The sequence below is a fragment of the Streptomyces sp. NPDC051684 genome (assembly GCF_044453445.1).
Lineage (GTDB): Bacteria > Actinomycetota > Actinomycetes > Streptomycetales > Streptomycetaceae > Streptomyces.
The window spans coordinates 1-26,756 of the sequence record NZ_JBITCS010000010.1; the positions used below are offsets into that span (position 1 = coordinate 1).

The 26,756-nt window shown below is 72.2% G+C and carries 25 protein-coding genes and 1 pseudogene; 17 read left to right on the forward strand and 9 right to left on the reverse strand.

The window, feature by feature from the left end; all coding sequences use genetic code 11:
- Window positions 1-107: 107 nt before the first annotated feature.
- Window positions 108-389, forward strand: a pseudogene (locus ACIA8D_RS14210) (transcriptional regulator); the annotation flags it as partial.
- A 140-nt stretch (window positions 390-529) separates the two neighbouring features.
- Here ACIA8D_RS14210 and ACIA8D_RS14215 read toward each other — a convergent pair.
- Genes ACIA8D_RS14215 through ACIA8D_RS14230 form a run of 4 tightly spaced genes read right to left on the reverse strand, consistent with a single transcriptional unit; the run spans window position 530 to window position 6,700 of the window.
- On the reverse strand, window positions 530-2,653 hold the full coding sequence (locus ACIA8D_RS14215; protein ID WP_399231877.1) for an acetate--CoA ligase family protein: 2,124 nt from the start codon (window positions 2,651-2,653) through the stop codon (window positions 530-532).
- Complete coding sequence (locus ACIA8D_RS14220) at window positions 2,650-3,876, reverse strand: Glu/Leu/Phe/Val dehydrogenase dimerization domain-containing protein (protein ID WP_399231878.1); 1,227 nt, start codon at window positions 3,874-3,876, stop codon at window positions 2,650-2,652. The genes ACIA8D_RS14215 and ACIA8D_RS14220 overlap by 4 nt, the downstream gene beginning before the upstream one ends.
- Window positions 3,873-5,546 (reverse strand): 5-guanidino-2-oxopentanoate decarboxylase, encoded by a 1,674-nt coding sequence (locus ACIA8D_RS14225; RefSeq protein ID WP_399231880.1) that lies wholly within the window; start codon window positions 5,544-5,546, stop codon window positions 3,873-3,875. The genes ACIA8D_RS14220 and ACIA8D_RS14225 overlap by 4 nt, the downstream gene beginning before the upstream one ends.
- A complete protein-coding gene (locus tag ACIA8D_RS14230) occupies window positions 5,543-6,700 on the reverse strand; it encodes an acyl-CoA dehydrogenase family protein (protein ID WP_399231882.1) in 1,158 nt (385 codons plus the stop codon). Before ACIA8D_RS14230 ends, ACIA8D_RS14225 begins: the two co-directional genes overlap by 4 nt.
- 259 nt (window positions 6,701-6,959) lie before the next feature.
- Between ACIA8D_RS14230 and ACIA8D_RS14235 the strand changes: the two genes are divergently transcribed.
- Entirely contained in the window at window positions 6,960-8,144 is a 1,185-nt protein-coding gene (locus ACIA8D_RS14235; protein ID WP_399231884.1) for an MBL fold metallo-hydrolase, read from the forward strand.
- A 71-nt stretch (window positions 8,145-8,215) separates the two neighbouring features.
- On the opposite strand, the gene ACIA8D_RS14240 is transcribed toward ACIA8D_RS14235, so the two are convergent.
- Complete coding sequence (locus ACIA8D_RS14240) at window positions 8,216-8,875, reverse strand: class I SAM-dependent methyltransferase (RefSeq protein WP_399231886.1); 660 nt, start codon at window positions 8,873-8,875, stop codon at window positions 8,216-8,218.
- A 119-nt stretch (window positions 8,876-8,994) separates the two neighbouring features.
- On the opposite strand from ACIA8D_RS14240, the gene ACIA8D_RS14245 reads away from it, so the two are divergent.
- From ACIA8D_RS14245 to ACIA8D_RS14275, 7 genes are all read left to right on the forward strand, one after another.
- Window positions 8,995-9,588: a helix-turn-helix domain-containing protein gene (locus tag ACIA8D_RS14245; protein WP_399231888.1), complete on the forward strand. Its 594-nt coding sequence runs from the start codon at window positions 8,995-8,997 to the stop codon at window positions 9,586-9,588.
- A 132-nt stretch (window positions 9,589-9,720) separates the two neighbouring features.
- Window positions 9,721-9,990, forward strand: coding sequence for a DUF1905 domain-containing protein (locus ACIA8D_RS14250; protein ID WP_399231890.1), 270 nt, complete (start codon window positions 9,721-9,723; stop codon window positions 9,988-9,990).
- Between the two features lie 264 nt (window positions 9,991-10,254).
- Entirely contained in the window at window positions 10,255-12,303 is a 2,049-nt protein-coding gene (locus tag ACIA8D_RS14255; protein ID WP_399231892.1) for an ATP-binding protein, read from the forward strand.
- A 165-nt stretch (window positions 12,304-12,468) separates the two neighbouring features.
- Window positions 12,469-12,903, forward strand: a complete 435-nt coding sequence (locus tag ACIA8D_RS14260) for a roadblock/LC7 domain-containing protein (protein WP_266722430.1) — start codon at window positions 12,469-12,471, stop codon at window positions 12,901-12,903.
- A gap of 2 nt (window positions 12,904-12,905) precedes the next feature.
- Window positions 12,906-13,277 (forward strand): DUF742 domain-containing protein, encoded by a 372-nt coding sequence (locus ACIA8D_RS14265; RefSeq protein WP_326017958.1) that lies wholly within the window; start codon window positions 12,906-12,908, stop codon window positions 13,275-13,277.
- Window positions 13,255-13,854: an ATP/GTP-binding protein gene (locus ACIA8D_RS14270; protein ID WP_389281213.1), complete on the forward strand. Its 600-nt coding sequence runs from the start codon at window positions 13,255-13,257 to the stop codon at window positions 13,852-13,854. Before ACIA8D_RS14265 ends, ACIA8D_RS14270 begins: the two co-directional genes overlap by 23 nt.
- On the forward strand, window positions 13,851-14,447 hold the full coding sequence (locus ACIA8D_RS14275; RefSeq protein WP_399231895.1) for a GAF domain-containing protein: 597 nt from the start codon (window positions 13,851-13,853) through the stop codon (window positions 14,445-14,447). The genes ACIA8D_RS14270 and ACIA8D_RS14275 overlap by 4 nt, the downstream gene beginning before the upstream one ends.
- A 9-nt stretch (window positions 14,448-14,456) precedes the next feature.
- On the opposite strand, the gene ACIA8D_RS14280 is transcribed toward ACIA8D_RS14275, so the two are convergent.
- Window positions 14,457-15,899 carry an amino acid permease gene (locus ACIA8D_RS14280; RefSeq protein ID WP_399231897.1) on the reverse strand — a complete coding sequence of 481 codons (1,443 nt, stop codon included), beginning with the start codon at window positions 15,897-15,899 and terminating at the stop codon, window positions 14,457-14,459.
- A gap of 364 nt (window positions 15,900-16,263) precedes the next feature.
- Between ACIA8D_RS14280 and tdh the strand changes: the two genes are divergently transcribed.
- The 6 genes from tdh (at window position 16,264) to ACIA8D_RS14310 (ending at window position 21,846) form a co-directional block, all read left to right on the forward strand.
- Entirely contained in the window at window positions 16,264-17,292 is a 1,029-nt protein-coding gene (tdh, locus tag ACIA8D_RS14285; protein ID WP_399231899.1) for an L-threonine 3-dehydrogenase, read from the forward strand.
- A gap of 45 nt (window positions 17,293-17,337) precedes the next feature.
- The gene (locus ACIA8D_RS14290) at window positions 17,338-18,573 is read left to right on the forward strand and encodes a glycine C-acetyltransferase (RefSeq protein ID WP_399231901.1); all 1,236 of its coding nucleotides are present in this window, start codon (window positions 17,338-17,340) and stop codon (window positions 18,571-18,573) included.
- 46 nt (window positions 18,574-18,619) lie between these two features.
- Window positions 18,620-19,522 (forward strand): LysR family transcriptional regulator, encoded by a 903-nt coding sequence (locus ACIA8D_RS14295; RefSeq protein ID WP_399231903.1) that lies wholly within the window; start codon window positions 18,620-18,622, stop codon window positions 19,520-19,522.
- Between the two features lie 71 nt (window positions 19,523-19,593).
- Window positions 19,594-20,211, forward strand: coding sequence for a helix-turn-helix domain-containing protein (locus tag ACIA8D_RS14300; protein WP_399231905.1), 618 nt, complete (start codon window positions 19,594-19,596; stop codon window positions 20,209-20,211).
- Window positions 20,208-20,777, forward strand: coding sequence for a GNAT family N-acetyltransferase (locus tag ACIA8D_RS14305; RefSeq protein WP_399231906.1), 570 nt, complete (start codon window positions 20,208-20,210; stop codon window positions 20,775-20,777). Before ACIA8D_RS14300 ends, ACIA8D_RS14305 begins: the two co-directional genes overlap by 4 nt.
- 112 nt (window positions 20,778-20,889) lie before the next feature.
- Window positions 20,890-21,846 carry an alpha/beta fold hydrolase gene (locus tag ACIA8D_RS14310; RefSeq protein WP_399231908.1) on the forward strand — a complete coding sequence of 319 codons (957 nt, stop codon included), beginning with the start codon at window positions 20,890-20,892 and terminating at the stop codon, window positions 21,844-21,846.
- A gap of 86 nt (window positions 21,847-21,932) precedes the next feature.
- Here ACIA8D_RS14310 and ACIA8D_RS14315 read toward each other — a convergent pair whose 3' ends face one another.
- Window positions 21,933-22,880 (reverse strand): calcium-binding protein, encoded by a 948-nt coding sequence (locus tag ACIA8D_RS14315; protein ID WP_399231910.1) that lies wholly within the window; start codon window positions 22,878-22,880, stop codon window positions 21,933-21,935.
- A 277-nt stretch (window positions 22,881-23,157) separates the two neighbouring features.
- Here ACIA8D_RS14315 and ACIA8D_RS14320 point away from each other — a divergent pair, with 277 nt between their 5' ends.
- Together ACIA8D_RS14320 and ACIA8D_RS14325 are read left to right on the forward strand one after the other, a co-directional pair.
- Window positions 23,158-23,517 (forward strand): MmcQ/YjbR family DNA-binding protein, encoded by a 360-nt coding sequence (locus ACIA8D_RS14320; RefSeq protein WP_399231912.1) that lies wholly within the window; start codon window positions 23,158-23,160, stop codon window positions 23,515-23,517.
- Window positions 23,518-23,619: 102 nt separating this feature from the next.
- On the forward strand, window positions 23,620-24,954 hold the full coding sequence (locus tag ACIA8D_RS14325) for an MFS transporter (RefSeq protein ID WP_399231914.1): 1,335 nt from the start codon (window positions 23,620-23,622) through the stop codon (window positions 24,952-24,954).
- On the opposite strand, the gene ACIA8D_RS14330 is transcribed toward ACIA8D_RS14325, so the two are convergent.
- Together ACIA8D_RS14330 and ACIA8D_RS14335 are read right to left on the reverse strand one after the other, a co-directional pair.
- A complete protein-coding gene (locus ACIA8D_RS14330) occupies window positions 24,902-25,864 on the reverse strand; it encodes a transketolase family protein (RefSeq protein WP_399231916.1) in 963 nt (320 codons plus the stop codon). The genes ACIA8D_RS14325 and ACIA8D_RS14330 overlap by 53 nt on opposite strands.
- A gap of 70 nt (window positions 25,865-25,934) precedes the next feature.
- Window positions 25,935-26,585: a thiamine pyrophosphate-dependent enzyme gene (locus tag ACIA8D_RS14335; protein ID WP_399232210.1), complete on the reverse strand. Its 651-nt coding sequence runs from the start codon at window positions 26,583-26,585 to the stop codon at window positions 25,935-25,937.
- Window positions 26,586-26,756: the final 171 nt, after the last annotated feature.

Consider the following 26,756-nt stretch of genomic DNA (forward strand, 5'->3'; position numbering starts at 1 on the left):
CGACGACGCTCCGCGTCGCCTCCCTCCTCCGCCTTGCGATCGCACGCACCAGGCCCCGCTCCCTGATCCGGCCTGATCCAAACGACAAGCCCTACCCGGCCGTCATCATCGACCGGGGCGCGGACCTCGTCACCGCGAACGGCGCCTTCCACGCGTTGATCGGCGGGGTGGACGCACCTCTCCTCGAAGCACCGGTGAACGTGGCGCGCAACCTGCTGCACCCGCGCGGTCTCGCGCCGCGCATCGAGAACCTGGACGAGTGGGCGTGGCACGTCGTCGACGCCCTCCGGGACGAGGCCGCACGCAACCCGCATCGGCGCACGGCCCAACTCCTCACCGAACTTGAGGCGTTGCTGCCGGGCCGGCCGCGGCGGCTCGGCCCGGACCATCTGGGGTTCGCTGTCCCGCTGCGGCTGCGCTCCCGCGTCGGCGAGCTGCGCCTGCTGAGCACGCTCGGCGGTCGACGTGACCCTCGCCGAGCTGCGGCTCGAAGCGTTCCTGCCGCTCGACGAGGAGACCGCCGACCGCCTCAGCGAGCCGGCACCCCGTGCGCGTCCAGTGCGATCGCCCCACCCGGATGCACCAGCAGCGGATTGACCTCCAGGTCGGTCAGTTCCGGATGGTCCGCCGCGGCCTGCGCCACCGCGCAGATCGCCGCCGCGGCGGCCTCCAGGTGGACGGCCGGTGCCCCGCGCCACCCCGTCAGCAGCGGAGCGTGCCGCAGTTCGAGCAGCAGGGCACGCGCGCGTGCAGGGGTGAGCGGGGCCGGCGCCAGCGCCGTGTCGGCGTGCAGTTCGGCGGTGACACCCCCGGCGCCGACCATGACGACGGGGCCGAACGCCGCGTCCCTGCGTACGCCGATGATGAGTTCGCGCGCGTACGGCGGCGTCGCCATCGCCTCGACCGCGTACCGCTCCGCCCCCGTGGCCTCCCGCATCCGCGCGAACGCGGCGCGCAGGGCGGCCTCGTCGGCGAGGTGCAGCGCCACACCGCCGGCCTCGGTCTTGTGGGCGAGCCCCATCGCCTTGAGTACCAGGGGGTAGCCCGTGCGGTAGGCGGCCTCCACCGCCGCGTCCGCGTCCGTCACGAACTCGGCCGTGGGGAAGGCGACTCCGTAGGACGCCAGCAGCTCCCGCACCCGCTCGTAGCCGCCGTCCTCGACCTCGTACGCCGCCGGGGGCGTGGTCCGCTCCTGCGGCAGGCACGGCGTGGTGGCGGCCAGACGCACGGCGCCCGCGAGCGCCGTCGCCGCCTGCTCGACCCGCTCGTGCACCGGGACGCCGCGCTGCCTGAGGACCGTGAGGGCCGCGGTGTCACGAGCCATCGTGTGCACGAGAAGAGGCCGCCCCGCGGCGTGGGCGGCGTCGGCCAGCGCGTGCGCGATCTCGCACTCGCGCTTCTCCTGGGCCGGGTTCGCGCTTGCGTAGTCGCCGAAGTAGCCGGTGAGCACGACCGTGTCCGCGTCGCCGCTGCCCAGCAGGGCCTCCGCCACGCGCGCGTAGGTCGCCAGGTCCCGCTCGCCCGCCCCGGCCAGGTCGACCGGGTTGGCCCGCCCCGCGCCCGGCGGCAGGTGCGTGCCCAGGGCGTCGACGGTGGCCGGGGAGAGCGCGGGCACGTCGAAGCCGCACGCGGCGAACGAGTCGGCGGCCAGCGCGCCCTGCCCGCCGCTGTCCCCGATCACGGCGATCCGGTGCGGTCGGGGCGGGGTGGCGGCGCCGGCTTGTTCGCGGCCGGGGACGGTGGGGGTTTCGTGGCGTGGCGGCCGGGGGCGGGAACGTACGAGAGAAGGGGTGGGGGACATCAAGTGCAGGGCCGTGTCGACGAGTTCGCCCGCCGAGTCCAGCAGCAGGGCGCCTGCGTCGCGGCAGACCGCGGCGACCGTGGCGTGCGGGCTGACCAGGGCGCCGGTGTGGGAGGCGGCCGCACGGCCCGACGCCGCACTGCGGCCCACCGTCAGGAGCAGGACCGGCTTTCCCGCCGCGTGAGCGGCCGCCAGGACCTCCGCGAGGCGGCGGCCGTCCCGGAAGTCCTCCACGTACGCCGCGATCGCTCTCGTGGGCCCGTGCGCGATCAGGGACTCCAGGGCGTCGGCGGCGTCGATGTCGCGCTGGTTGCCGAGCGAGACGAACCGCGAGAAGCCCGCGCCCGCGCGCTGGAGGTGGCGGCCGATCTCCAGGGCCAGGTTGCCGCTCTGCGAGACCAGGCCGAGGCCGCCGGTCGGGAAGTCGCCCCAGCTGAGCCGGAGTTGGCTGCTTGTGTCGACGATGCCCATGCAGTTGGGGCCCAGCAGGCGGGCGCCGCGCGCGGTGACCAGGTCCGCGAGGGAGCGCTCCTCGGTGGTGCCCGAGGTGATCACCGTGAAGCAGCGGGCGCCCGTGGCGAGGCCCTCCTGGACCACCGGGCGCACCTGCTGGGGCGGGACGGCGACCACCACGTGCTCGGGCGGCGTCTCCAGAGCGGACAGGGCGGGGCGGAACGGTTCGCCCCGCAAGTGGCCGCCGCGTTGGTTGACCAGGTGGACCGCGCGGCGGTCGCGACCGGTCAGCGCGCCGGCCGCGAGCCAGTAGCCCCACTTCTCCGGGTTGTCGGACGCGCCGACGACCGCGACCGAGGCCGGGTCGTACAGCGCGTCCAGGCTCGTTGAGGTGGTCACCTGTACCACCCGAACCTCTCCGCGAGGATCGGCAGGCGGTCGGCGACGATGGCGTGCGCCGCGGCCCTGGGGGTCGTGCCGTCGCCCTCCGCGCGCGCGAGCATCTGGTCGATCAGGGAGCGCATGGAGCGCCGCGTGTAGGCGAAGGCCTCGTCCGCGTCCGCGCCGATGTCGCCGAACAGGGTCCACCACCACCAGGCGTTCGTCCCGGAGTTGACGACGACGTCCGGCAGGACCGTGATGCCGCGCCGGGTCAGCAGCTCCTCGGCCTCCGCGAGCACCGGCATGTTCGCCGCCTCGACGACCCAGCGGGCCGTGATCCGCTCCTGGTTCGTCGCGTCGATCGCGTACGAGACCGCGGCCGGGACCAGCACGTCCGCGTCTGCCGACAGCCAGGCGTCGCCCGGAAGTTCACGGTCGCCGGGGCGCAGCCGCTCGCGGTCGACCGTGCCGTAGGCGTCGCGCGCCGCGAGCAGGGCCTCCACGTCGAGACCGGCGTCGTTGGCGATGGTGCCCTTGAGGTCGGCCACCGCCACGATGGTGAGCCCCGCGCGCGCGAGGAAGCGGGCCGTGGCGCCGCCCATGGTGCCGAGCCCCTGGAGCGACACACGGGTGCCCTCGTAGGGGCGTCCCGCGCGGTCGAGCGCGACCAGGACCGCCTCGGCGACACCGCAGCCGCCCACCAGCTCGTCCAGGCCGATGCCGTCGACGTCCACCGCGAAGGCGTCCGCGAGCCGCTGACGGGCCGTCTCCTCGTCGTCCAGGAGCGGGTACACGGCCTGGATCGAGGACACGAGGCCCGCCTCGGCCGCCGCCTTGTCGACCAGGTCCTGCGTGAGCCCGAGGTCCTCACCGGTCGTCCAGAAGGACTCGATGTACGGGCGCATCGCCTTCAGGTAGCGCACCAGGACGCCGTACGCCTCCGGGTCCTGCGGGTCGCAGTCGACGCCACCCTTGGCGCCGCCCAGCGGGATGTAGCGGCCCTGCGGGTTGTAGTGCAGCGCCTCCTTCATCGACATGCCGCGCGCGAGTCCCGCGACCTCCTCCAGGGTGCAGCCGGCCCGCATGCGCAGGCCGCCGCTGGAGACACCGCGCACCAGGCGGTCGATCACCAGGTATCCGTGGCGGCCGGTGACGTGGTCGGTCCAGGTGAGCTGCGTGAGAGGGGCCGCGGGAGCCGTCGGGGGCGTGGCGGTAGTGGCGGGCGTGGGGGCGGTGCTCATGCGGACTCCTCAGGGACGACGATCAGGGTGGGGGCGGGCGTGGTCAGGGCGGTGGTCAGTAGCTTCGCGAGCTCCTCGGGGGAGTGGGCGGTCGCGCCGTGGCCTCCGTAGGCGCGGGCGAGGGCGGGCAGGTCCACGCGCGCGTGGTCGACCGCGAGCGGCGCGTCGCCGCGGGCCTTCATCTCGTCGCGGATCTCGCCGTAGCCGGAGTTGTCGAACACCACGACGGCGAGCGGCTGTTGGAGGGCCGCGGCCGTGGCCAGCTCCTGGATCGAGAACTGCAGCCCGCCATCGCCGCTGAGCGCGACCACCTGGCGGTTCGGGCAGGCGGCTTTCGCGCCGATCGCGGCGGGCAGGGCGTAGCCGAGGGTGCCGAAGCCGGTGGGGTGCAGATAGCGGGCGCGCGGGCCCAGGGTGAGGTGCGGCAACGCCCCGTAGTAGCAGCACTGGGCGCTGTCCGAGGTGACGACGGCGTCCGGGTCGAGGGTGTCGCGGATCGCCTCCAAGTAGGGCAGCCAGTGGGCGTCGCGCGGGCGGGACTCGGCGTCGCGGGCCGCCTTCAGGGCGGCGATTTCGGCGTGGGCGGGGGTGGGGTCCGGGGTGGCTGCCGCGGTGTCGAGGGCGAGTGCGTCGAGGGCGAGCGCGTCGAGCGTGGCGGCCGCGTCGCCGAGCAGCGGGACGTCCGCCGGGACACCCGCGTACATCTGCGCCGGGTCGAGGTCCACACGGATCAACTGGCCCTGGAACGGCAGCGGTTCGGCGGTCCAGATGTCGGACTCGGCCAGCTCCGTGCCGACCGCCAGGACGACGTCACGGGTCGTCAGCCACTCCTGCGCCGCCGGGCTGTGCAGGGAGACGCCGAGGGAGAGCGGGTGCTCCTCGTCGAGGATCGCCTTGCCGTTCGCGGTGGTGGCAACGGGCGCCGCCAACCGCTCGGCCAGGGCGAGGCACTGGGCGGCCGCGCCGCGGGCGCCGCCGCCGAGGACGAGGGCCGGGCGCTCCGCGTGGGCGAGGAGGGTGGCGGCCTGTGCGATGCGGACGGCGTCCGGGACGCGCGGCGCGGCCGGGGGAGCGGTGCGGGCCGGGCCCGCCGGCTCCGCCGCCTCCAGAAGGTCGAGCGGGATCTCGATGTGCGCCGGGCGCGGCCGCTCCGAGCGGAACAGCGTGAACGCGCGTGCCACCGCCGCCCCGATCTCCGCCACCGAGGAAACCCGGTGACTGAAGGCGGCCACGTTGCGCAACGCCTCGCTCTGGCTGCGCATTTCGTGCAGCAGGCCCGTCGACTGGCGCGGATGGCGCAGCGGCATGCCCGGCGAGATCACCAGCAGCGGCACGCTGTCCGAGTACGCCTGGCCGACGGCCGCCGCGATGTTCAGGAGCGCCGGCCCCGTGGTCGTGATCGCCACGCCGGGCGTGCCCGTCACGCGCGCGTAGGCGTCCGCCGCGTACCCGGCTCCCTGTTCGTGGCGCGGCGCGACGTGCGCGACACCGTAGGCCGTCAAGTGGCGGTAGATCTCCAGGTTGTGGGTGCCCGGGATGCCGAAGGCACGGGTGACGCCGTGGGCGGCCAGGGCGCGGACCAGGGCTTCGCCGCCGGTGAGGTGGGTGGGGTCCGCCGCCGGGGTGGGACTGTGACGGGCAATGGCGGCGGGTTGGTTCTGGGACGTCACAGTGACCTCGCAATGATCAGGCGCATGATGTCGGAGGTGCCCTCTTCGATCTCCTCCAACTTGGCGTCGCGCATCCACTGTTCGACCGGGAACTCGCGCGAGTAGCCCCAGCCGCCGAGCGTCTGCACGGCGGCCCACGTGCAGTACGCGGCGGTCTCCGAGGCAGTGAGCTTGGCCATGGCGGCCTCCGTGGTGGCGCTCAGGCCCGCGTCCAGGCGGCGGGCCGCGCGCCACGTCATCAGGCGCGACTGCTCGATGCGGGTGCGCATGTCGGCGAGGCGGAACGCGACCGCCTGGTGCTCGATGACCGGCTTGCCGAACTGCTCACGCGTACGCGCGTAGTCGCGTGCGAACTCGTAGGCGGCGCGGGCGACACCGGTGGCGGCGGCGCCCAGGACGGCACGGGAGATGTCGAAGGTGCGCATCAGGCCGATGAAGCCCTGGCCTTCGTCGCCGAGCCGGTTCTCCTCGGGGACGAACGCGTCGGCGAAGAAGATCTCCCGGCAGACGATGGCGCGTTGGCCCATCTTGCGCATCGGCGCGCCGAAGGTGACGCCTTCGGTGTCCTTGTGCAGCAGGAAGGCGCTGACGCCGCGCGAGCGCTGGGTCGGGTCCGTCTTGGCGAACACCACGTAGCGGTCGGCCTCGCCCGCGTTCGAGATCCACGCCTTCTGACCGTTGAGCAGATAGCCGCCCTCGGTGCGGCGGGCCGTGGTGCTGATCGACGCGGCGTCCGAGCCGGCGCCCGGTTCGGTGGTCGCCAGCGACGTCATCGGGGTGTCGGGGCCCGCGAGCGGGGTGAGCCAGGTGCGCTGCTGCTCCTCGGTGCCGAGGGCGAGCACGGGGTCGGCGAAGAAGCCGTTCGAGCAGAGCAGATTGCCGATGCCCAGGTCGCCGACGCACAGCTCCTCCTGCACGAGGACCTGCGTGAATACATCGGTGAAGCCGCCTCCGCCGAACCCCTCGGGGAGCATGAACCCGGTGATGCCGACCTTGGCCGCCTTGCGCCACAGGTCCCAGGGGGTCTCGACATCGGCCTCGTCGACGGCACGCGCGCGTGGCCGGATCTCCTCGGCCGCGAAGGTCCGGGCGAGCTCGACGACGGCGTGTTGTTCGGGAGTGAGCGGGACCAGTTCGGTGGGGAGTTCCGACACGGTGCCTCCAGACGGCTTCCGGCGTTCCTTGATCCAGGTCTCTTTCTTGATCCAGGTCTCTTTACTGAATCGTCGGTCAGTATCCGGAGTCGTCGAGAGCGCTGTCAATCGAACTGGTACTGAATGATGGATCAGTTTGCGGGAGGGGTGCGTGGTGGTGGCCGAGCGACGTCGGTCACAAGCCCGGGGGATCGGGCACACGGGGGACGCCCAGCGCGTTGTCAGTGGTGCCGCACATAATGGGAAACCTGATCGATCAATGGGAGGCGCCGTGTCACGTTCTCTGACTTCCGGGCTGCGCTCGCTCCAGCCCGATGCCTTTGGCGCCGAGCCCGCAGGGGCGCGACTGGACCGCATCCGCCGGTCCCCGAACTTCGCGGACGGGTCCTTCCAGAACCCGGAGGGCGCGCGCACCCGGCCCGACGGTTCGATGGTCGAGTTCGCCAAGAACTACTTCCGTAAGGACGAGCGCGCCCGCCGGGCCCCCACGGGCACCGTGCCCGTGCACGCCACGACCCTCGCCGACCTGGCGAAGCCGCCGGTGAGCGGCCTGCGGATCACATGGATGGGGCACTCCAGCGTCCTCGCCGAGGTCGACGGGGTGCGGGTGCTGTTCGACCCGGTGTGGGGCGAGCGCTGCTCTCCGTTCCCCTTCGCGGGGCCCAAGCGGCTGCACCCGGTGCCGCTGCCGCTCGCCGCGCTGGGCCCGGTCGACGTGGTGGTGATCTCGCACGATCACTACGACCACCTGGACATGCCCACCATCAAGGCGCTCGCCGACACGGACACGGTGTTCGCGGTGCCGCTCGGCGTCGGCGCGCACCTGGAGCACTGGGGTGTGCCCGCGGACCGGCTGCGCGAGCTGGACTGGCACGAGTCGACCAAGGTCGCCGGGGTGACGCTGACGGCCACCCCCGCCCGCCACTTCTGCGGCCGCGGACTGCGCAACGCCCAGCACACCCTGTGGGCGTCCTGGGTGGCCGCCGGGCCCGAGCACAGCGTCTTCCACAGCGGTGACACCGGATACTTCTCCGGGTTCAAGGACATCGGCGCCGAGCACGGGCCGTTCGACGTCACGATGATCCAGATCGGCGCCTACTCGGAGTACTGGCCCGACATCCACATGACCCCGGAGGAGGGCATGCGCGCCCACCTCGACCTGCAGGGCGGGCCCGCGGCCGGGCCGATGCTGCCGATCCACTGGGGGACGTTCAACCTGGCGCCGCATGCCTGGACCGAGCCCGGTGAGGGGACCGTCACCGCGGCCCGCCGCTCCGCCGCGCGCCTTGCGCTGCCGCGCCCCGGCGAGCCCTTCGAGCCCGGCGCCGAGGCACTGCCCACGGAGCAGTGGTGGCGGGCGGTCGCGACGGTGCCGCAGGGCGGGTGGCCGGTGGCCGGGCCTGTGGCGGGGGCGGAGGAGACGGAGATCGTGGTGGCGGGGTAGCTGGGTGGTCGGGTGGCTGGTTGCGGACGCGGCGGGCTCCCTGTCGGCTTCCGCCCGTTCACCCTCTCCGGTTACGCCACGCGCCGCGCCCGCAGGACCGTGTCGCGGTGGTGGTGGGTGCCGGGCGGGGCCGGGGCGGTGCGCCCGCGCGTCTCGTCGACCTGGATCTCCCAGGCGCCCGCACCGTCGGCGTCGAGGAGCTTGATGATGTCGTCGGCCCAGTAGTAGCGGGCGGGGTCGAATTCGGCGGTCACCGCGGCGTCCTGCTTCAGGTCCGCCAGCGCGTGCGTGACGAAGAGCAGCGTGCCGCCGGGCGCGACCGCGTCGACGAGCCCGCGCGCCGTCGCCGGGCCCGCGCTGCGCAGCAGCGGGAAGTACTGGACGCTCACGAGGTCGAAGGCACCCGCCGGCGGCGGGGTCTCCGCCAGGTCGGCCCGCGCCCAGGAGACCCGGCCCTCGACGTCGGCACCGGCCGCGGCGGCGCGGCGCAGGGCGACCTCCGAGACGTCGACCCCGGTGACCTGCCAGTCGCGCCGGGCCAGCCAGAGCGCGTCGCCGCCCTCGCCGCAGCCGACGTCGAGGGCCTGGCCGGGCGGCATCCCGTCGATCTCGGTGACGAGCACACCGTTCGGATTGCCGCTGAAGAGCTGCTCGCGGCTGCTGTACCGCTCGTCCCATTCCTGGGCGGTGTCGGAGTGGCGGCTGTCGTCTTGGGCGATGCCGTTGTTCATGGCGTGCGGTCCTGTCTTTCGGCGGTGCGACGGTGACCCCGTCGACGCCAAGGTCGCCCCACGCATACGTACGGGCAAACTTCTTTGCGGAAAACGCAAAAGGCGGGCACGGTGGACCGATGAGCGACGACGTCGACGGAGTGCTGGCCGCGGTCGGACCGAGGCTGCGCGAGCTGCGCAAGCGCCGGGGCGCCACCCTGACGGCCCTGTCGGAGACCACCGGCATCCCGATCAGCACCCTGTCCCGCCTCGAGTCCGGGCACCGCAAGCCAGGGCTCGAACTGCTGCTGCCGCTGGCCAGGGCCCACCAGGTGTCGATCGACGAACTGGTCGGCGCCCCGGCCGACCTCGATCCGCGCGTGCACCCGCAGCCGATCACGCGCAACGGCGTGACCATCGTGCCGCTGACCCGCAAGCCCGGCGGCCTCCAGGCGTTCAAGCAGATCCTTCCCGCGGGCCTGACCGACGGCCGCGAGCCCGAGCCGCGCTCGCACGAGGGCTACCACTGGCTGTACGTCCTCAGGGGGCGGCTGCGGCTCCTGCTCGGCGACCAGGACATCGTCCTCACGGAGGGCGAGGCGGCCGAGTTCGACACCCACCTCCCGCATTGGTTCGGCAACGCCGACGAGCGCGCCGCGGAGTTCCTCAGCATCCTGGGACCACAGGGCGAGCGCATGCACATCAGGGCCCGCTTCCGTCCCGACGAGAGCTAGGGCCCCAGGGCCTGTCGTCGCGAGGCGATGAGTTTTCTCGCCCGTCCCCGTCCTACGTGGTGACCAGCAAGGACGCGGTGGCTTGAGCGGAATCGGGCCACCGGAACTGCTCCCGGACAGGCGGTACCCGTGATGGACAAGCAATTCACCGCAACCCTGCGGAAGAGCCCGAACAAGGGCGGTTGGACCTATGTGGTGTGGCCCGAGTCGGCGGAGTTCTTCGGCACCCGCGGCCTGGTGAAGGTCCGCGGCACGATCGACGGGCATCCGTTCCAGAGTTCCTTCATGGCCCTGGGCGACGGCACGCACAAACTGCCGGTGAAGGCGGAGGTGCGCAAGGCCATCGGCAAGCAGGAGGGCGACACCGTGACCGTCCGGCTGACGGAGCGGTTGGGTGCCTGACATGCCGTACGGGCCGCCGCCCGGAAATCCCCAGGCGAACGCGTGTGTGGGTGGATCGCGGGTGCGTATTCGGTCGTAGGTGCGAAGGCTCATACCAGAGCGGGACCTCGGCCGCCGGAGTTTGTCAACTGCCCCTCGCGTATATGCCGTTGGCGACTACCGTGTGTGCTCGCCGTGCGACGCCCGGTCGCGCTGCCTGCTGTCTCTCCATCTGCCGAGCCACCCCCCACTCTGAACTCACAGAACCGAGGACGAGGTCGCCGTATGTCCCAGCTCCGCCAGCCGGCCGCCCGCGCAGACCGCCGCGAAGGCGGTCGGCACGGCAGGCCGGCCGGGCGGGCCGCGCCGCAACCGACCGAGACGCACATACGTTCCCAACTCCTGCGCATCGCCATCCTCCCGCCGCTCGCGGTGGCCCTCGGCGCGAGCGCGGCCGTGCTGTTCGTCCTCCAGCACACGGGAGTGCGGCCCAGCGCGACGCTGTGGGCGGTGCTCGGCGGAGCCTGCCTGGTGACGGTCGCGGGCATCGTGATCGCCGCTGTCGCCGCGCGGCGCACCGCGGCCGTCGTGCGCGACCGGGTGCTCTCGCTGCGCCAGAGCGCCGCGCACCGGCAGTCCGAACTGCGCGATCTGGTCGAGCAGTTGCGCAAGGGCGAGGCCCCGCCGCCGCGCCGCGCACCCGCCGTCGGCGCGCCCGGCGGTGACGACTTCGACCGGCTTGCCGTCGACCTCGCGCGCGGCCACGACATCGCGGTGACCGCCGTCGTCCAGGCCACCCAGCTGTCCAGCCAGGCGGGCAGCCGGCAGAAGGTCGAGGTGTTCGTGAACCTCGCCCGGCGTCTGCAGTCGCTCGTGCACCGCGAGATCAGCCTGCTCGACGAGTTGGAGAACCAGGTCGAGGACCCCGATCTGCTCAAGGGGCTCTTCCACGTCGACCACATGGCGACGCGCACCCGTCGGCACGCCGAGAACCTCGCCGTGCTCGGTGGCGCCGTCTCGCGCCGCCAGTGGAGCCACCCCGTGTCCATGACCGAGGTGATGCGCTCCGCGATCGCCGAGGTCGAGCAGTACTCACGGGTCAAGCTCGTGCCGCCGATCGACGGCACCCTGCGCGGGCACGCCGTCGCCGACTGCATCCACCTGCTCGCCGAACTCGTCGAGAACGCCACGGTGTTCTCCGCCCCGCACACCCAGGTCCTGCTCCGCGCCAACCAGGTGACCTCCGGGCTCGCCATCGAGGTGGAGGACCGCGGGCTCGGCATGCCGGTCACCGAGCAGAACAAGATGAACACCCTGCTCACCGACCCCGACCAGGTCAACGTGGCGAGCCTCCTCGCGGACGGCCGGATCGGCCTGTTCGTGGTCTCGCAGCTCGCGCGGCGGCACGGCATCACGGTGCGGCTGCAGACCAACATCTACGGGGGAGTGCAGGCGGTCCTCGTACTGCCCCAAGACCTGCTCGGCGGGGACGGCGACACCGACGGCGCGGGCGTCCGCATCCCGCACGTGCGCAAGGCCGCCGCCGCGGCGACCGCGGACAGCGTGCTCGGCGGCGAGCCCCCGACGCCGTCGGCCAACGGCCACCGGGCGGGCGGCCCGCCGCCGCAGCCCGGCCCGGACACCAACGGCACACGGCCCGCCCCGGCCAACGCCCCCGCCCCTGCGCCCCCTTCGCCCGCCCCGGTCCACGGAGCCGTCTCCCTGGTGCCCCGCCAGTCGCACCCCGGAACGCCTCCCGTGGGCACACCGATGGCCACACCCCCGGCGGGCACGCCCATGAGCACGCCTCCCGCCGGCACACCGACGGACTCACCCGTCACGGGGCCGCTTGCGAACGGCACATCACCCGTCAACGGCGCACCACTTGCCAACAGCGGGCCACTCGCCAACAGCGCACCACCCGCGCCCCCGCGTCCCGCACCGCACGCCACCCCCCTCCCGCAGCGCATCGCCGGCGACTCCCGCCCCACCCCCGCCGCCGCCCTCCCCGGCATCCGCCCCGAGGCCCGCGAGGCCGCGGCGCACGCCGAGCCCCCGGTCGCCAGGACCGAGAGCGCCGTGCGCGGCACCATGGGCCGCCCCCAACTGCCGCGCCGCAGGGCCCAGGAGCACATCGCCCCGCAACTGCGCGGCGGCCCCGCGCCGCGCCACGAGGAGCAGGCCCCGTCCGTGCACGACCCCGGCCTCATGGCCGCCTTCCAGCGCGGCATCACGCTCGCCGAGTCGGCCGAACCACGTGCCTCCGGCGGGGAAGGTCCCGACACCCAGCGGTGGGAGCCGGGCCCCGACGACCAAGGCGGCGCCCCCGCATGACCACCACGACGCCGCACACCCGTCCGCCCCCGCCGCCACCCCCGTACACGTACGCGCACGCCACCACGCGCGCGTACCCGCCCGAGAGCCCGCACCGCACCCGCCCCCGCCGATCCCCCACCTCCCCGCACCACAACCAGCAGTCCACCAAGGAGTCGATCCCCCATGGCGAGCGATGTGCCGACGGGTCATGTGTCCGATCTCGACTGGCTGATGAGCGGCCTCGTCCAGCGCGTTCCCCACACCAACAGCGCCGTGCTGCTGTCCTCCGACGGGCTCGTCAAGTCCGTGCACGGGCTCGACGCCGACAGCGCCGACCACATGGCGGCCCTCGCCTCGGGCCTCTACTCGCTGGGCCGCAGCGCGGGCATCCGGTTCGCCGACGGCGGCGACGTACGGCAGGTGGTGGTGGAGCTCGACTCGGCGCTGCTGTTCGTGTCGACCGCCGGATCCGGCACCTGCCTGGCGGTCCTCGCCGGGCGCGACGCGGACGCGGCCGTGCTCGGCTATGAGATGGCCATGCTCGTCAAGAGCGTGCGCCCCTACCTGGTGACCGCTCCCCGGCAGCCCTCCGCCGAGCCCACGGCGATGAGGAATTGACGGTGGCGGCCCCGCAGGACGGGCCCTGGCTGGACGGCGCCGCGGGCCGGCTCGTGCGTCCGTACACGATCAGCAACGGACGCACCCGGCCCAGCACGTCGATGGATCTGCTCACCCATGTGATGGCCACCGGGGCGACCCCCCTCGGCTATCTGGGTCCGGAACACAGCCAGGCGCTCGACCTGTGTGCCCAGCCCACATCGGTCGCGGAGATCGCCGGCCATCTGAAGCTCCCGGCGGGCGTGACCAAGGTGCTCCTCTCCGATCTCGTCGACTGCCAAGCGATCACCACCAAGCCCCCCACGTTCCACGACAACCCCACTGACCGGTCCCTACTGGAGGCAGTGCTCGATGGACTACGACGCCAGCTCTGACCCTTTCCCCACCGCACTGAAGATCTTGGTCGCGGGCGGGTTCGGGGTCGGCAAGACGACCTTCGTCGGGGCCGTCAGCGAGATCGCTCCGCTCAGCACGGAAGAGCTGCTCACCACGGTCAGCGCGGACACCGACAACCTCGACGGCATCGAGAACAAGGTCGAGACGACCGTCGCGATGGACTTCGGGCGGATCACCCTGGACCCCGAGCACGTGCTCTATCTGTTCGGCACGCCGGGCCAGGAACGCTTCTGGTTCATGTGGGACGAGCTGTCCGAGGGCGCCCTCGGGGCGGTCATCCTCGCGGACACGCGCCGCCTGGAGGACTGCTTCGCCGCCGTCGACTTCTTCGAGGAGCGCGGCATGGGCTTCATCGTGGCGGTCAACGAGTTCGACGGCTCCTACCGCTACGAGGCCGAGGAGGTCCGCGCCGCCATCGACCTGGACCCGGCGGTCCCGGTCGTGCGCTGCGACGCGCGCATCTCGAGCTCCGGCATCCAGACGCTGCTCACCCTCGTACGGCATCTGCTGGCGCACGCGCCCGCGACCGCCACGGGGTTCGGGGCCCACACATGACGTACGACGCCGCCAGGAGGCTGCTGCTCACGCCGCAGGACCGGGAGGGCGCGGAGCGGGCCCGGCGGCTGCGCAGGCTCGACCTGGGACAGCGCGCCGAGCCGGTGTTCGACCGCTTCGCGGACCGCCTCGCCGAGGTGACGGGCGCGCCGTTCGCCATGGTCAACTTCATTGACGAGAACCGGCAGTTCTTCGCGGGGCTGCACACCCCCGACGGCGACCACCGGGGCGGCGAACTGGGCGCGGCGGCCGCCTCGGCGGCGACCTCCGCGGCCACGGAAGGCGAAGTGGCGCGCTACATGGCGCGCGATCACGGCTATTGCCCGCATGTGGTCGTGCGGCGCAAGGCGCTCGTCCTGGAGGACGTGTGCGACTACCCGCGCTTCGCGGGCAACCCCGTGGTCGACGAGATCGGCATCCGCTCCTACCTGGGCGCGCCGTTGATCGACGAACGTACGGGGCTCGCCCTCGGCACCGTGTGCGCGGTCGCGACCGAGCCCCGCCCGTGGGGACAGGCGGGGCTCGCGACCATCAAGGCCATGGCGGGTGAACTGATGGAGCTGGTGCGGGGTAGGGGCGACCTGCTCCGCTAGGCCTGTCGATCAGCCCTGGGCGGTCACGGCGCGGGCGTCGCGGCGCTGCTTGACGTAGCCGCCCGCGGCGAGGGCGACGACCAGGATCGCGGAGACGAACAGCTGGTCGCGGCCGTCGGCGGTGCTGGCCATGACGACGAAGACGCCCGCGATGGCCGCCAGGGCGAGCCAGGTCAGATACGGGAAGCCCCACATCTTCACGGTGAGCAGCTCGGGTGACTCGCGCTCCAGGCGGCGGCGCATCTTCAGCTGCGCGAGGCAGATGAAGACCCAGCCCACGAGGATGGCGACACCGGTCGTGTTCATCAGCCAGGTGAACACGGTGTCGGGCCACCAGACGCCGGCGAACACCGCGAAGAAGCCGAAGAGGCAGGACGCCACCACCGCGGCCACCGGCACGCGGCGGTGCACCCGGCCCAGGAAGCGCGGGCCGAGGCCGCGCGAGACCAGCGAGTAGGCCATGCGGGACGAGCCGTAGATGTTGGCGTTCATCGCGGACAGCAGGGCGACCAGGATGACGGCCTGCATGATGGTGCCGGCGGCCGGGATGCCGAACTCGTCGAGCACGGTGACGTACGGGCCGTCGGCGGCGACGTTCGGGTCGTTCCACGGCACCAGGGCGACGACCAGCGCCATCGACCCCACGTAGAAGAGCGCGATGCGCCACACGGCGGTGCGCACGGCGCGGGCGACGTTCTCGCGCGGCTTGTCGGACTCGGCGGCGGCGATGGACACCGTCTCCAGGCCGCCGTACGCGAAGACGGCGGTGAGCAGTCCGGCGATCAGGCCGGAGCTGCCGGTGGGGAAGAAGCCGCCGTGGCCGGTGAGGTTGGAGGCGCCGGGGGCGTCGCCGAAGACGCCGAAGATGCCAAGGACGCCGAGGACCAGGAACGCGCAGATCGCGGTGACCTTCAGGGCCGAGAAGAAGAACTCGAACTCGCCGAAGTTGCGCACCGCCGCCAGGTTGCTCAGGCAGAAGAAGACCATGAAGACGGCGACCCACCCGTAGGCGGGCAGGAACGGCACCCAGCCGTGCATGATCTGCCCGGCCGCCGTCGCCTCCGCGGCCACACCGCAGGTCAGCATCACCCAGTACATCCAGCCGGAGGTCGCCCCCGCCCAGGCGCCGAGTTCGCGCTCGGCGTGCACGGAGAACGAGCCGGTGGCCGGCCGCGCCGCGGACATCTCGCCGAGCATCCGCATCAGCAGCATGACCACGAATCCGGCGCCCGCGAAGAGCAGCACGACCGCGGGCCCCGCGGCGGCGATCCCGGCGCCCGACCCTACGAAGAGGCCCGCGCCGATGACGCCGCCGAGGGCGATCATCGAAAGGTGCCGCTGCTTGAGGCCGTGGCCGAGTTCCGTGCCGGTGGCGGCGGCCTCGCCGTCGCCCGGCGTGGCGCCGACGTCGGATCCGGCCTGCGGCGGGTCCGTGACGGAGGTCCGTGTCATGGTCGTGCCTGTTCGCTGTCTGAGACGGGTTGAAGTGCGGCGACAGTATGCGCTGGTGAGGCGTGGTGCATCGGCTGTCCGTTATTCGGACACTCTGTTCGCTGAACGGGACGGCGCGGCGCCAACGGGCCCCGGGAGAGGGGTCCTTCGGGGTGACCCCGCGAGCAGGCCTGTAGGAAACCTGGGGCGCCGCTTAAGAAAACCTCGATGGACCGAACGCGCCGCGTACGGAAGAGTCTGCGGTGTCGGCGGACCGCATACGGGACGTATCCGGACGACTGTCGCGGCACATCCCCACCACCCACTCTCCCCGCACACGGGCCGGTTCAGCCTGCCCGCATGCGCGACGACAGGAGTCGAACCCTTGAAGGCACTGGTCAAGGAGAAGGCCGAACCGGGTCTGTGGCTGACGGACGTCCCCGAGCCCGGCATCGGCCACGGGGACGTACTGATCAAGGTCCTGCGCACCGGGATCTGCGGCACCGATCTGCACATCCGCAGCTGGGACGGCTGGGCGCAGTCGACCATCAGCGCGCCGCTGGTCGTGGGCCACGAGTTCGTCGGCGAGGTCGTCGAGACCGGCCGCGACGTGAGCGACATCGCCGTCGGCGACACGGTCAGCGGCGAGGGCCACCTGGTGTGCGGCAAGTGCCGCAACTGCCTCGCCGGGCGCCGCCACTTGTGCCGGGCGACGGTCGGCCTCGGCGTCGGCCGCGACGGCGCGTTCGCCGAGTACGTGGCGCTGCCCGCCTCCAACGTGTGGGTGCACCGAGTCCCCGTCGACCTCGACGTCGCCGCGATCTTCGACCCGTTCGGCAACGCCGTGCACACCGCGCTGTCCTTCCCGCTCGTCGGCGAGGACGTGCTGATCACGGGCGCGGGACCCATCGGTCTGATGGCGGCGGCCGTCGCCAAGCACGCCGGCGCCCGCAACGTCGTCATGACCGACGTCAGCGAGGAGCGTCTGGGGCTGGCGCGCAAGGTCGGCGTGAGTCGCGCCCTGAACGTGGCGTCCTCGACCATCGCCGAGGGTCAGCGCGAACTCGGCCTGCGCGAGGGCTTCGACGTGGGCCTGGAGATGTCCGGCAACCCTGTCGCGATGCGCGACATGCTCGCGAACATGACCCACGGCGGCAAGATCGCCATGCTCGGCCTGCCGTCCGAGGAGTTCGCCGTCGACTGGGCGCGGATCGTCACGTCGATGATCACCATCAAGGGCATCTACGGCCGCGAGATGTTCGAGACCTGGTACGCGATGTCGGTCCTCCTGGAGGGCGGCCTCGACCTCTCACCGGTGATCACCGGCCGCTACGCCCACACCGACTTCGACGCGGCGTTCGAGGACGCGGCGAGCGGCAAGGGCGGCAAGGTCATCCTCGACTGGACCGCCTGAGCGCCTCCCCACCCTGAACTCCCCATCCCCAGAAGGACTTACGTCATGTTCGACAACGCGCGCGCCGACTTCCAGGCCACCCTCGACGAGATCGCCGCCGCCGGCCTGCACAAGCCCGAGCGGGTCATCGGCACCCCGCAGTCCGCCACCGTCGACGTCACCGCAATGGGGTCTCCCCTGCTCGAGCGAAGCCGAGAGCTTGGGGAAGGCCGCCCCGGTGAGGTGCTCAACTTCTGCGCCAACAACTACCTGGGCCTCGCCGACCACCCCGAGGTGATCGCGGCGGGCCACGCGGCCCTCGACCGCTGGGGCTACGGCATGGCGTCCGTCCGCTTCATCTGCGGCACGCAGGAGGTCCACAAGGAGCTGGAGGCGCGCCTGTCGGCCTTCCTCGGCCAGGAGGACACGATCCTGTACTCCTCCTGCTTCGACGCCAACGGCGGCGTCTTCGAAACGGTGCTCGGCCCCGAGGACGCGGTGATCTCCGACGCCCTCAACCACGCGTCGATCATCGACGGCATCCGGCTGTCCAAGGCGAAGCGCTTCCGCTACGCCAACCGCGACATGGCCGACCTGGAAGCGCAGTTGAAGGCGGCCGGCGAGGCGGGCGCCCGCCGCAAGCTGATCGTCACGGACGGCGTCTTCTCGATGGACGGCTACGTCGCGCCGCTCACCGACATCTGCGACCTCGCCGAGCGCTACGACGCGATGGTCATGGTCGACGACTCGCACGCGGTCGGCTTCGTCGGCCCCGGCGGCCGCGGCACCCCGGAGCTGCACGGCGTGATGGACCGCGTCGACATCATCACCGGCACCCTCGGCAAGGCCCTGGGTGGGGCGTCCGGCGGCTACGTCGCGGCGCGCGCGGAGATCGTCGCGCTGCTGCGCCAGCGTTCGCGCCCGTACCTGTTCTCGAACAGCCTCGCCCCGGTGATCGCCGCGGCCTCGCTGAAGGTCCTGGACCTCCTGGAGTCGGCGGGCGACCTGCGCGAGCGCCTCGCGGCGAACACCAAGCTGTTCCGCACGCGGATGACGGAGGAGGGCTTCGACATCCTCCCCGGCGACCACGCGATCGCCCCGGTGATGATCGGCGACGCCTCCGTCGCGGGCCGCATGGCCGAGCTCCTCCTGGAGCGCGGCGTCTACGTGATCGGCTTCTCGTACCCGGTGGTCCCGCAGGGCCAGGCACGCATTCGCGTCCAGCTGTCGGCGGCGCACTCCACGGAGGACGTGAACCGGGCGGTGGACGCGTTCGTGGCGGCCCGCGCCGAACTGGGCTGACACCGCCCGCGCGTGGATTGTCAGTGACGTTTGGGAGAATCACCGCATGATCGAAGCGCGGCGGCTGCACATCCTCCGTGCGGTGGCCGACCACCGCACCGTCACGGCTGCGGCCGCCGCGCTGTACCTGACCCCCTCGGCGGTCTCGCAGCAGCTCACGGCCCTTGAGCAGGAGACGGGCCACAAACTGGTCGAGCGCGGGGCGCGCGGGGTCCGCCTGACCTCGGCCGGCGAGATCCTGCTGACCCACACCAACGCGGTCCTCGCCCAGCTGGAGAAGGCCGAGGCCGAGCTGGCCGCGTACAGCACCGGCGAGGCGGGCACGGTGACGCTCGCCTCCTTCGCGACGGGCATCGGCCTCGTCGTGGGACCGGCCCTGGCCCACTTGTCGAAGGCGGCGCCCGGCATCCGCGTCCGCGTCCAGGACGCCGAGGGCGACGCCAGCCTGCCGATGCTGCTCGACCGGCAGATCGATGTGGCGGTCGCCGTCGACTACCGGGGCGCGCCGGGCGCCGACGACGACCGGATCACGCGCGTGCCGCTGTACGCGGAGCCGTTCGACGCGGTCCTGCCCCTCACGCACCGCCTTGCCGCCGCGGAGTGGGTGCCGGTCGCCGACCTCGCCAAGGACACGTGGATCGGCCCGTACCCCGGCAACCCCTGCCACGACGTGGTGGTCCTGGCCTGCGAACACGCCGGTTTCTCCCCGCAGTTCGAGCACTCCTCGGACGACTTCCGCGCCGTCGTCGCCCTCGCCTCCGCGGGCGCGGGCGTGGCGCTGGTCCCGCGCTCGGCGCTGCACGGGGTGGACCTGAGCCAGGTGGTGGTCCGCCCGATCGACGGCGCGGCGCCGGCCCGCAAGGTCTTCGCGGCGGTCCGCCACGGGGCGGAGGTGCATCCGCTGATCCGGCCGGTGCTGGAGGCGCTGGGGGAGGCGGCGGAGGGCTGACCCCGGGGTGGGGTGATATGTGTTGCCGCGACGTAACCCGCATGTCTCATATCTGGGATACCGTGCCGAATATGAGACGCGAGATGAGGCGCGAGAGTGAACCGTCACCCCGCGACGGCGGCGACCCGGCCCCGGACCCCGTGGACGCCCGACTCGGTGCCCGGCTCGCCGAGCTGCGATCCGAACACGGCTTGTCCCTGGGGGAGTTGGCGGACCGCAGCGGTGTGAGCCGGTCCACCCTGTCGCGGGCTGAGCGCGCCGAGATCAGCCCGACCGCCACCCTCCTCAACCGTCTCTGCGCGGTCTACGGGCGGACCATGTCGCAACTCCTGAGCGAGGTCGAGTCGGCCCCCGCCCAGGTCGTACGCGCCGCGGACCAGCCCGTCTGGCGCGACGACTCGACCGGCTTCGCGCGTCGCTCCGTCTCCCCGCCGCAGGCCGGACTGCGCGGCGAGGTGGTGCAGGGCACCCTCGAGCCGTACGCCGACATCGCCTACGACCGCCCGCCCGTCCCCGGCCTCGAACAGCACATCTGGGTGCTCGACGGCCTCCTCGACCTCACCGTCCAGGGCACGACACACCGCCTGGAGACGGGCGACTGCCTGCGCTTCCGCCTCTGGGGGCCCACCCACTTCCACTGCCCCGGCCCCGCCCCGGTGCGCTACGCCCTGGTGGTGGTGGTCCCGTGACGTACGTCTGCACACGTCTTGCGCCCGCGGAATTCTTCTCCTGCGTAGACGAGTTGGGTGCTCTGCTGGCCGACGTCGTACAAGGAGGCAGCTCGCTCGGCTTCCTGCGCGGGCTGACGCCTGACGAAGCAGCGACCTGGTGGCGCGATTCCGTCGGACCGTCCGTGGAGCGCGGCGGCACGGCCGTGTGGGCGGCGACCGACATGGACGAGACGGGCCGGGCGCGCTGCGTCGGAACCGTCTCACTCGCCTTCGCCGACAAGCCCAACGGCCGCCACCGTGCCGAAGTGATCAAGCTGATGGTGCACGACAGCGCCCGCGGCACCGGCCTCGGCCGCACCCTCCTGGCGACCGCCGAGCGCGCCGCGGCGGAGGCGGGAGTGACGCTCCTGGTCCTCGACACGGAGACCGGCAGCCCCGCCGAGAACTTCTACCGCAAGGCGGGCTGGGACGAGGTCGGCGTCATCCCGGACTACGCGGCCGACCCGTCCGGAGTCCTGCACCCCACGACCCTGTTCTGCAAGCGCCTCGAACCGCTCGTGCCGGTCGGCGATTGCCAGGAATGAGCGCCTACGGTGCGGGGGAGGTGCAGGCCAGCACGTACCGCACGCGCATCGCACCCGCTTTGCCCCGCCCCGCCCACAGGGCCGTACGGACTGTCCGAGAGGAAGCCGCCAGATGACCGCCACAGACCCGACGTACACGACGAGCGCGCTCAGCACCGGCGACGGCGCCGCCGTGGCCACGTACACCTGGCTGCCCGACGGCGGCAGGCCCCGCGCCTTCGTGCAGATCGCGCACGGCGCGGCTGAGCACGGCTTGCGCTACGACCGTTTCGCCCGCCACCTGACCTCCCACGGCTACGGCGTCATCGCCTCCGACCACCGCGGCCACGGCGCCACGGCCTCGACCACGGGCGGCTACGGGGTCACGGACGACGGCGAACCCGGGACCGTCGACGCATGGGTGTCGATCGTCGAGGACCTCAAGGCGATCGGCGATCAGGCGCGCGCCCTCTACCCGAACGTCCCGTTCGTCATGCTGGGCCACAGCCTCGGCTCGCTGCTCGCGCGCGACTACGCGCAGCGGTACGCGGACGACCTGGTGGCCCTGGTCCTCTCCGGCACCTTCCGCTCCCTGCCCGGCGCCGACAACGAGGGCGACATCGCGGCCCTGGAGGCCGAGATCGCGGCGGCCGGCCGCGCCGCCACCTCGCCCTACGTGGGCAACCTCTTCTCGTCCTTCAACGACCCGTACGAGCACCGCACCGGCTTCGAGTGGCTCTCGCGGGACGAGGCGGAGGTCGACAAGTACGTCGCCGACGAACGCTGCGGCTTCGACTTCTCGGCGGGCCTGTCCCTGGACTGGGTCCGCGCGGTGCGCCGCATCAACGACCCGGCGAACCTCGCCCGCATCCCGGCCGACCTGCCGATCCACATCGCGGTCGGCACGGAGGACCCGTGCAACCAGCGCATGACGCTGGTCCACGAACTCCTGGAGGACTTCCGCTACGTGGGCGTCGAGGACCTCACCTGGAAGGGCTACGAGGGCGCCCGCCACGAGATCCTCAACGAGACGAACCGCGACGAGGTCCAGGCGGACCTGGTGGCGTGGCTGGACAAGCGGGTGCCGTGAGCGGGGGTCTTGAGCGGGTTCGGGTCGGGCCCGGTCCGGACCCGGACCGCGCCACCCGCTGCGCGGTGCGGGTCGGGTCAGCGGGATCAGCGCACGTCCACGCAGTCACCGGTGGCGGTGAGCGGCGGCGTGGTGGAGGTGCCCTCGAACTTGTAGCGGTAGCAGCGGTCGGTGGTGGCCTTGCGCGTCTGCTTCTCGACGCCCGCCTGGCTGCCGGTGCCGGTGATGTGGCTGCTGGTGGTGGCGTACGAGCCGGTCAGCGAACGCGCCTGGAGGCGGACGGTCTGCTGTGTGTAGCCCGCGTACTTGTGGGTGTCCCAGTTGGCGCGCTCCAGCTTGCCGGTGATCGTGATCGTCTTGTCCTTGGCGACGGGCTCGGGGGCCGCGTTGTTGCTCAGCCGGGACCAGCGTTTGAGGTACCAGGTCTTGGCGTTGTCGGTGTCCACGTCGGTGGTCGCCTCGGTGATCGCGCAGAGCGAGATCTTCCAGGCTCCGGCATCCTCGTTCTTCAGGTCGTCCTGGGGGTCGATCTTGAAGGTGGCGGTGCAGCTGAACGTGGCGCCGCCGGACGAGGTGCAGGGGTCGGTGTCCGCGTAGAACTCCTCGGAGTTCATGAACTGCTTGAGCCCGCTGTCGCGGTCGGTGCCGCGCCAGATCGCCGCGTTGCTGCCGTAGAGCGTCGAACCGCCGCTGACCTTCCACTTCACGGTGATCGTCTGCGTGTTCGTCGTCCCGACGCGGGCGCTGTTCCCGCCGTCGACGGTGATGCCGGAGACGACGGCGACGTCGGCGGTGGGGTCGGGCTCGGCGCTGCTCGCGGCCCGGGCCTTGGCCTTCGGAGCGGCGTCCTTCGCCGCCGACGCGTCGGCGACCGCGGCCTTGCTCTGCTCCAGCGCCTCGGCCGCGTCGGTCTGGCCGGCCGTCGCGGACGGCGTGACGAGCAGGCCGACGGCGAGCCCGGAGGCGGCCAGCGCGCCGACACCCAGGGTCACCTTCTTGCCGGTCGTCAACTTCTTGCGGGAGTGCTGGGACATGAGGAAGCTCCGTTGTCGACAGGCGACTGGCGAGGGGCGGATGCAGGTCGCGAACGTCGGACCCGGATCACGCACGGCCGCAGCGGCCGCACAGTCTTGATCGGCGATGCGGTGAAAGGGGTGTATGCGGGCGGCAGTTGAGGCGTGTGAGGTGCATCACTCGCCGGGGTCGTCGCGCGCAGAAGACGTACGGCCCGAATCGTCGACGCGTACCGGCCCTGCGTTTCGGTGCGAGTTGGCGCGAGGTGCGTGACGGGCGTTGGCTACATTTCGTTGCATGCTGGACGCCGAGGATGTACGCACCGTAGCCCTGTCCCTGCCGGACACGACCGAGAAGGTCGCCTGGAGCATGCCCACGTTCCGGGTGGCGGGGAAGATGTTCGCCACGCTGCCCGAGGACGAGACGTCGATAGCGGTGCGCTGCCCGAAGGAGGAGCGCGACGAACTGGTCCTGGCCGAGCCGGACAAGTTCTGGATCGCGGACCACGAGGCGTCCTTCGCCTGGGTCCGGGCCCGCCTCGCGGCCCTGGAGGACACGACCGAGCTGCGCGACATCCTCGCCGACTCCTGGCGCCAGGCGGCGCCCACCCGACTCCTCGACGCACACCCGGAGTTGGGGCTTCCACGTGCAGGATGAAAGCAGGTGAGGCGTCGCGCATCCGCATGGCATCATCCGCTCGCGAGGGCGGGTCGCGCGCGTGCGGCGCCGCGTCATGGGGACGACGAACGGGGAACGTGGATGGCCGACCGGGCGGTCGACGGCGAGGACGCCGGGGTCGCGCCCCGGCGCGGCATCTGGACCCGCGACTTCGGCCTCTTCTTCACCGCGAGGGGCGTCGCCAAGCTCGGCGACAGCATGCTGCCGGTGGCCCTCGCGGCGGGTCTCCTCCAGTACGGCTACGGGGCGGGCGCGGTCGGCCTCGCCATGGCCTCCTCGGTGGCCTGCTTCGCCGGCCTGGTCATCTTCGGCGGCGTACTGGCGGACCGTTTCAACACGCGTCTACTGATGACGGGCGCCGACCTCGCCCGCCTGGTCACCCAGTCCCTCGCAGCCGTCATGTTCTTCACCGGCCACGTCGTGCTCTGGCAGATCTGCGTCATCGGAGCGATCAATGGCTCTGCCGCGGCGGTCTTCCAGCCCGGCGTCGCCGGCACGGTGCCCCGCCTGGCATCCGACGTCCAGGCGGCTAACGGTGCGATCCGGGTCGCGGAGTCCGGCGCGCAACTGGCGGGCCCGGCGGTGGCGGGCATGCTGGTCGCACTGGCCTCACCGGGCCTGGTCTTCGCGGCGCACGCGGGCACGTACGCCCTGAGCGCCCTGTGCCTGCTCCTGCTGCGCCTGCCACCATTGCCACGGGACACAGTCAGCGGACAGGCACGCACCCGAGGCGCCTTCCGCTCCGAACTGGTCGAGGGCTGGCGGGAGTTCAGATCGAGAAGATGGCTCTGGGGAGTCATCTCGGTCTGGTGCGTGCTGATGATAGGGGCGTGGGGCCCGGCCGTCCCCCTGGTCGCCGTACAGGTCACGCAGGAGTACGGATCGAGCGCGTACGGCCTGGTGAACTCGGCGCTCGGCGCGGGCACGGTCATCGGCGGCGTACTCGCCCTGCGCGTACGCCCGCGCCGGATGCTGCGCGCGGGCGCCCTGGCCCTGTTCGGCTTCGCCCTGTTCCCCGCGACGGCGGGCGCGGGGCTGGGCGTCCCGTGGATGATGGCGGGCTGCGCGGTGGCCGGGGCCGGCGTGTCGTTCTGGGGCGTGATGTGGGCGACGAGCGTCCAGACCCAGGTCCCGCGCGAGGTCCTCAACCGCATCCACGCCTACGAGGTGGCCGGTTCCATCGCCATGCAACCGGTGGGCCAGGCCCTGGCGGGCCCGGCGGCGGCGACGTTCGGCACACAGCAGGTCCTGCTGGCGGGCGGCGCGATCACGCTGATGGTGGCGACGACGATGATCTCGATCCCGGCGATCAGGGGGTTGGTGAGGGCGGACGCCACTCCGCAACTCCCGCACGCCCTGCCGCCTACGCCGAAACCCCGGCAGGGGCGCCGCTCCGGGAAAGCAGAAACCCACTGATCCGCTCCCGCAGCGCCGCGGCATCGAGCCCATGCCCGGCGATGTGCTCCTCGACGCTCCCGTACCGCCGCAGCTCCTGCCGCCCGACACCGAGCCCGAGAACCCGGTGCGGAAGATCGGCGAGGGCGTCATTGGCGGCACTGGTGGAGGTCCCGGCGAGATAGGGCTCGACGACCACGACGTCGGCGCTGCCACTGGCATCCACGGCGCGTCGCAGCCCCGCGGCATCAAAGGGCCGCACGGTGGTGGCGTACAGCACGCTGACATCGAGCCCTTCGGTGGCGGCGAGCACGTTGTCCAACATGGGTCCGACGGCGACGACAACTCCTTGCCGCCCTTCCCGCACACTCAGGAACCGCTCCCCGTCAACGGGCAGCGCTTCGCGGTTGCTCTGCACGGAGAGCCGCACGTATTCACGCGAGTCACTCACGCCATGGCCGCTACGGCTATCGCTACCGCCCCCGACGGCGTGCCGCAGCAGAACTTCGGCCTCATCTGGATGCCCCGGTACATGCACCCGCCACCCATCAAGGGTGTCGAGCAGCGCGACATCACCGGGAGACATGTGCGTGAACCCCCCGGAGGACACGTCATACGAGGCCCCGGCACTCACCAGCACACCCCCGACCCCTTGATGCCCGAAGTCCAACTTCACCTGCTCAAAGGGCCGTTCAACGAGGAAGCTGGCGAAGGTGTGCATCACGGGCCGCATCCCGGCGAGCGCAAGCCCCGCCCCGGCCCCGACGAGCAACTGCTCCCGGATCCCGACATTGATCACCCGTTCCGGATGCCTCTTGGCGGCCCCGGCGAAGGGTGCGACGCCGATCTCGGCGAGGACGACGGCGACGCGCGGATCTTCGTCGAGAATCCGGCTGAGAACGGGGGCGAAACGGTCACGCATGGTGTCCACGGGAGGTTCCTTCCGAGAGGAGGGGAGTGGCGATGGGCGAGGAGGGGGGCTGGGGAGGCTGGGGAGGGGCTCACTCAAACTTGGGCTCGACGCGGGCGACGACGGCGTGTGGCCGTCCGGGATGCGGCGTGGTGAACGCCTCGTACAGGGCTTCGTGATCCCGCCCATCGACGGTCACGGTGGACCACCCGGCGGCCTCGAACCGGGCGGCGATACCTCCGGCCCGGCCGTAGGTGGCGGAGAGGTTGTCCACGACGACGGTGTGCAGCCGCTCGAGCCCGAAGGCGCCGGCGAAGGCGATGGCCTCGTGATTGCTGCCTTCGTCGAGCTCGGCGTCTCCGACGAGCGTCCAGACGGCCGGTTCGCTGAGCCCCTGGGCCCGCAGCCCGAGCGCGGTCCCGACGGCGATCGGCAGCCCGTGCCCGAGGGACCCGCTCCCGATCTCCACGCCCGGCACGAGCACGCGGTCGGGGTGATGCCCGAGCCGCGACTCGTACGCCCCGAACCCGCTGAGCCATGCCTCGGGCACGAACCCCTTGGCGGCGAGCACGGAGTAGTAGGCCATGGGCCCGTGCCCCTTGGAGAGCAGAAACCGATCCCGCCCGGCCTCCTCGACACTCTCCGGGCCGACCCGCAGCACACGGTCGTACAGCACCCACAGCACGTCGAGGGTTGAGGTGGCGGCGGGCCCGTGCTTCTCGTCCCCGGTCATGAGACTCATGAGCCGAGGCAGGTCCTCGTAGCGATAGCCGGGACGCCCGGGGGTTCCGGTGTCTCCGACGGCTCCGGTGTCACTGGTGGCGATGGCGATGTCATCCGCTGTTGTCGTCATGCAAGGAAGCGTGCAACCTCAACTTTGCTTGAGGTCAACCCCTGCTCCCGCAGCGCGCCG

Bases quoted from the DNA above. Each gene is read 5' to 3' on its own strand.
- ACIA8D_RS14220 (WP_399231878.1), bottom strand. From the start codon at position 3,876: ATGAGCACCGCCCCCACGCCCGCCACTACCGCCACGCCCCCGACGGCT.
- ACIA8D_RS14255 (WP_399231892.1), top strand. From the start codon at position 10,255: ATGTCCCAGCTCCGCCAGCCGGCCGCCCGCGCAGACCGCCGCGAAGGC.
- ACIA8D_RS14235 (WP_399231884.1), top strand. From the start codon at position 6,960: ATGGGAGGCGCCGTGTCACGTTCTCTGACTTCCGGGCTGCGCTCGCTC.
- ACIA8D_RS14275 (WP_399231895.1), top strand. From the start codon at position 13,851: ATGACGTACGACGCCGCCAGGAGGCTGCTGCTCACGCCGCAGGACCGG.
- ACIA8D_RS14290 (WP_399231901.1), top strand. From the start codon at position 17,338: ATGTTCGACAACGCGCGCGCCGACTTCCAGGCCACCCTCGACGAGATC.
- ACIA8D_RS14335 (WP_399232210.1), bottom strand. From the start codon at position 26,585: ATGAGTCTCATGACCGGGGACGAGAAGCACGGGCCCGCCGCCACCTCA.
- ACIA8D_RS14325 (WP_399231914.1), top strand. From the start codon at position 23,620: ATGGCCGACCGGGCGGTCGACGGCGAGGACGCCGGGGTCGCGCCCCGG.
- ACIA8D_RS14300 (WP_399231905.1), top strand. From the start codon at position 19,594: ATGAGACGCGAGATGAGGCGCGAGAGTGAACCGTCACCCCGCGACGGC.
- ACIA8D_RS14280 (WP_399231897.1), bottom strand. From the start codon at position 15,899: ATGACACGGACCTCCGTCACGGACCCGCCGCAGGCCGGATCCGACGTC.
- ACIA8D_RS14270 (WP_389281213.1), top strand. From the start codon at position 13,255: ATGGACTACGACGCCAGCTCTGACCCTTTCCCCACCGCACTGAAGATC.
- ACIA8D_RS14250 (WP_399231890.1), top strand. From the start codon at position 9,721: ATGGACAAGCAATTCACCGCAACCCTGCGGAAGAGCCCGAACAAGGGC.
- ACIA8D_RS14245 (WP_399231888.1), top strand. From the start codon at position 8,995: ATGAGCGACGACGTCGACGGAGTGCTGGCCGCGGTCGGACCGAGGCTG.
- ACIA8D_RS14240 (WP_399231886.1), bottom strand. From the start codon at position 8,875: ATGAACAACGGCATCGCCCAAGACGACAGCCGCCACTCCGACACCGCC.
- ACIA8D_RS14260 (WP_266722430.1), top strand. From the start codon at position 12,469: ATGGCGAGCGATGTGCCGACGGGTCATGTGTCCGATCTCGACTGGCTG.
- ACIA8D_RS14320 (WP_399231912.1), top strand. From the start codon at position 23,158: ATGCTGGACGCCGAGGATGTACGCACCGTAGCCCTGTCCCTGCCGGAC.
- ACIA8D_RS14315 (WP_399231910.1), bottom strand. From the start codon at position 22,880: ATGTCCCAGCACTCCCGCAAGAAGTTGACGACCGGCAAGAAGGTGACC.
- ACIA8D_RS14295 (WP_399231903.1), top strand. From the start codon at position 18,620: ATGATCGAAGCGCGGCGGCTGCACATCCTCCGTGCGGTGGCCGACCAC.
- ACIA8D_RS14310 (WP_399231908.1), top strand. From the start codon at position 20,890: ATGACCGCCACAGACCCGACGTACACGACGAGCGCGCTCAGCACCGGC.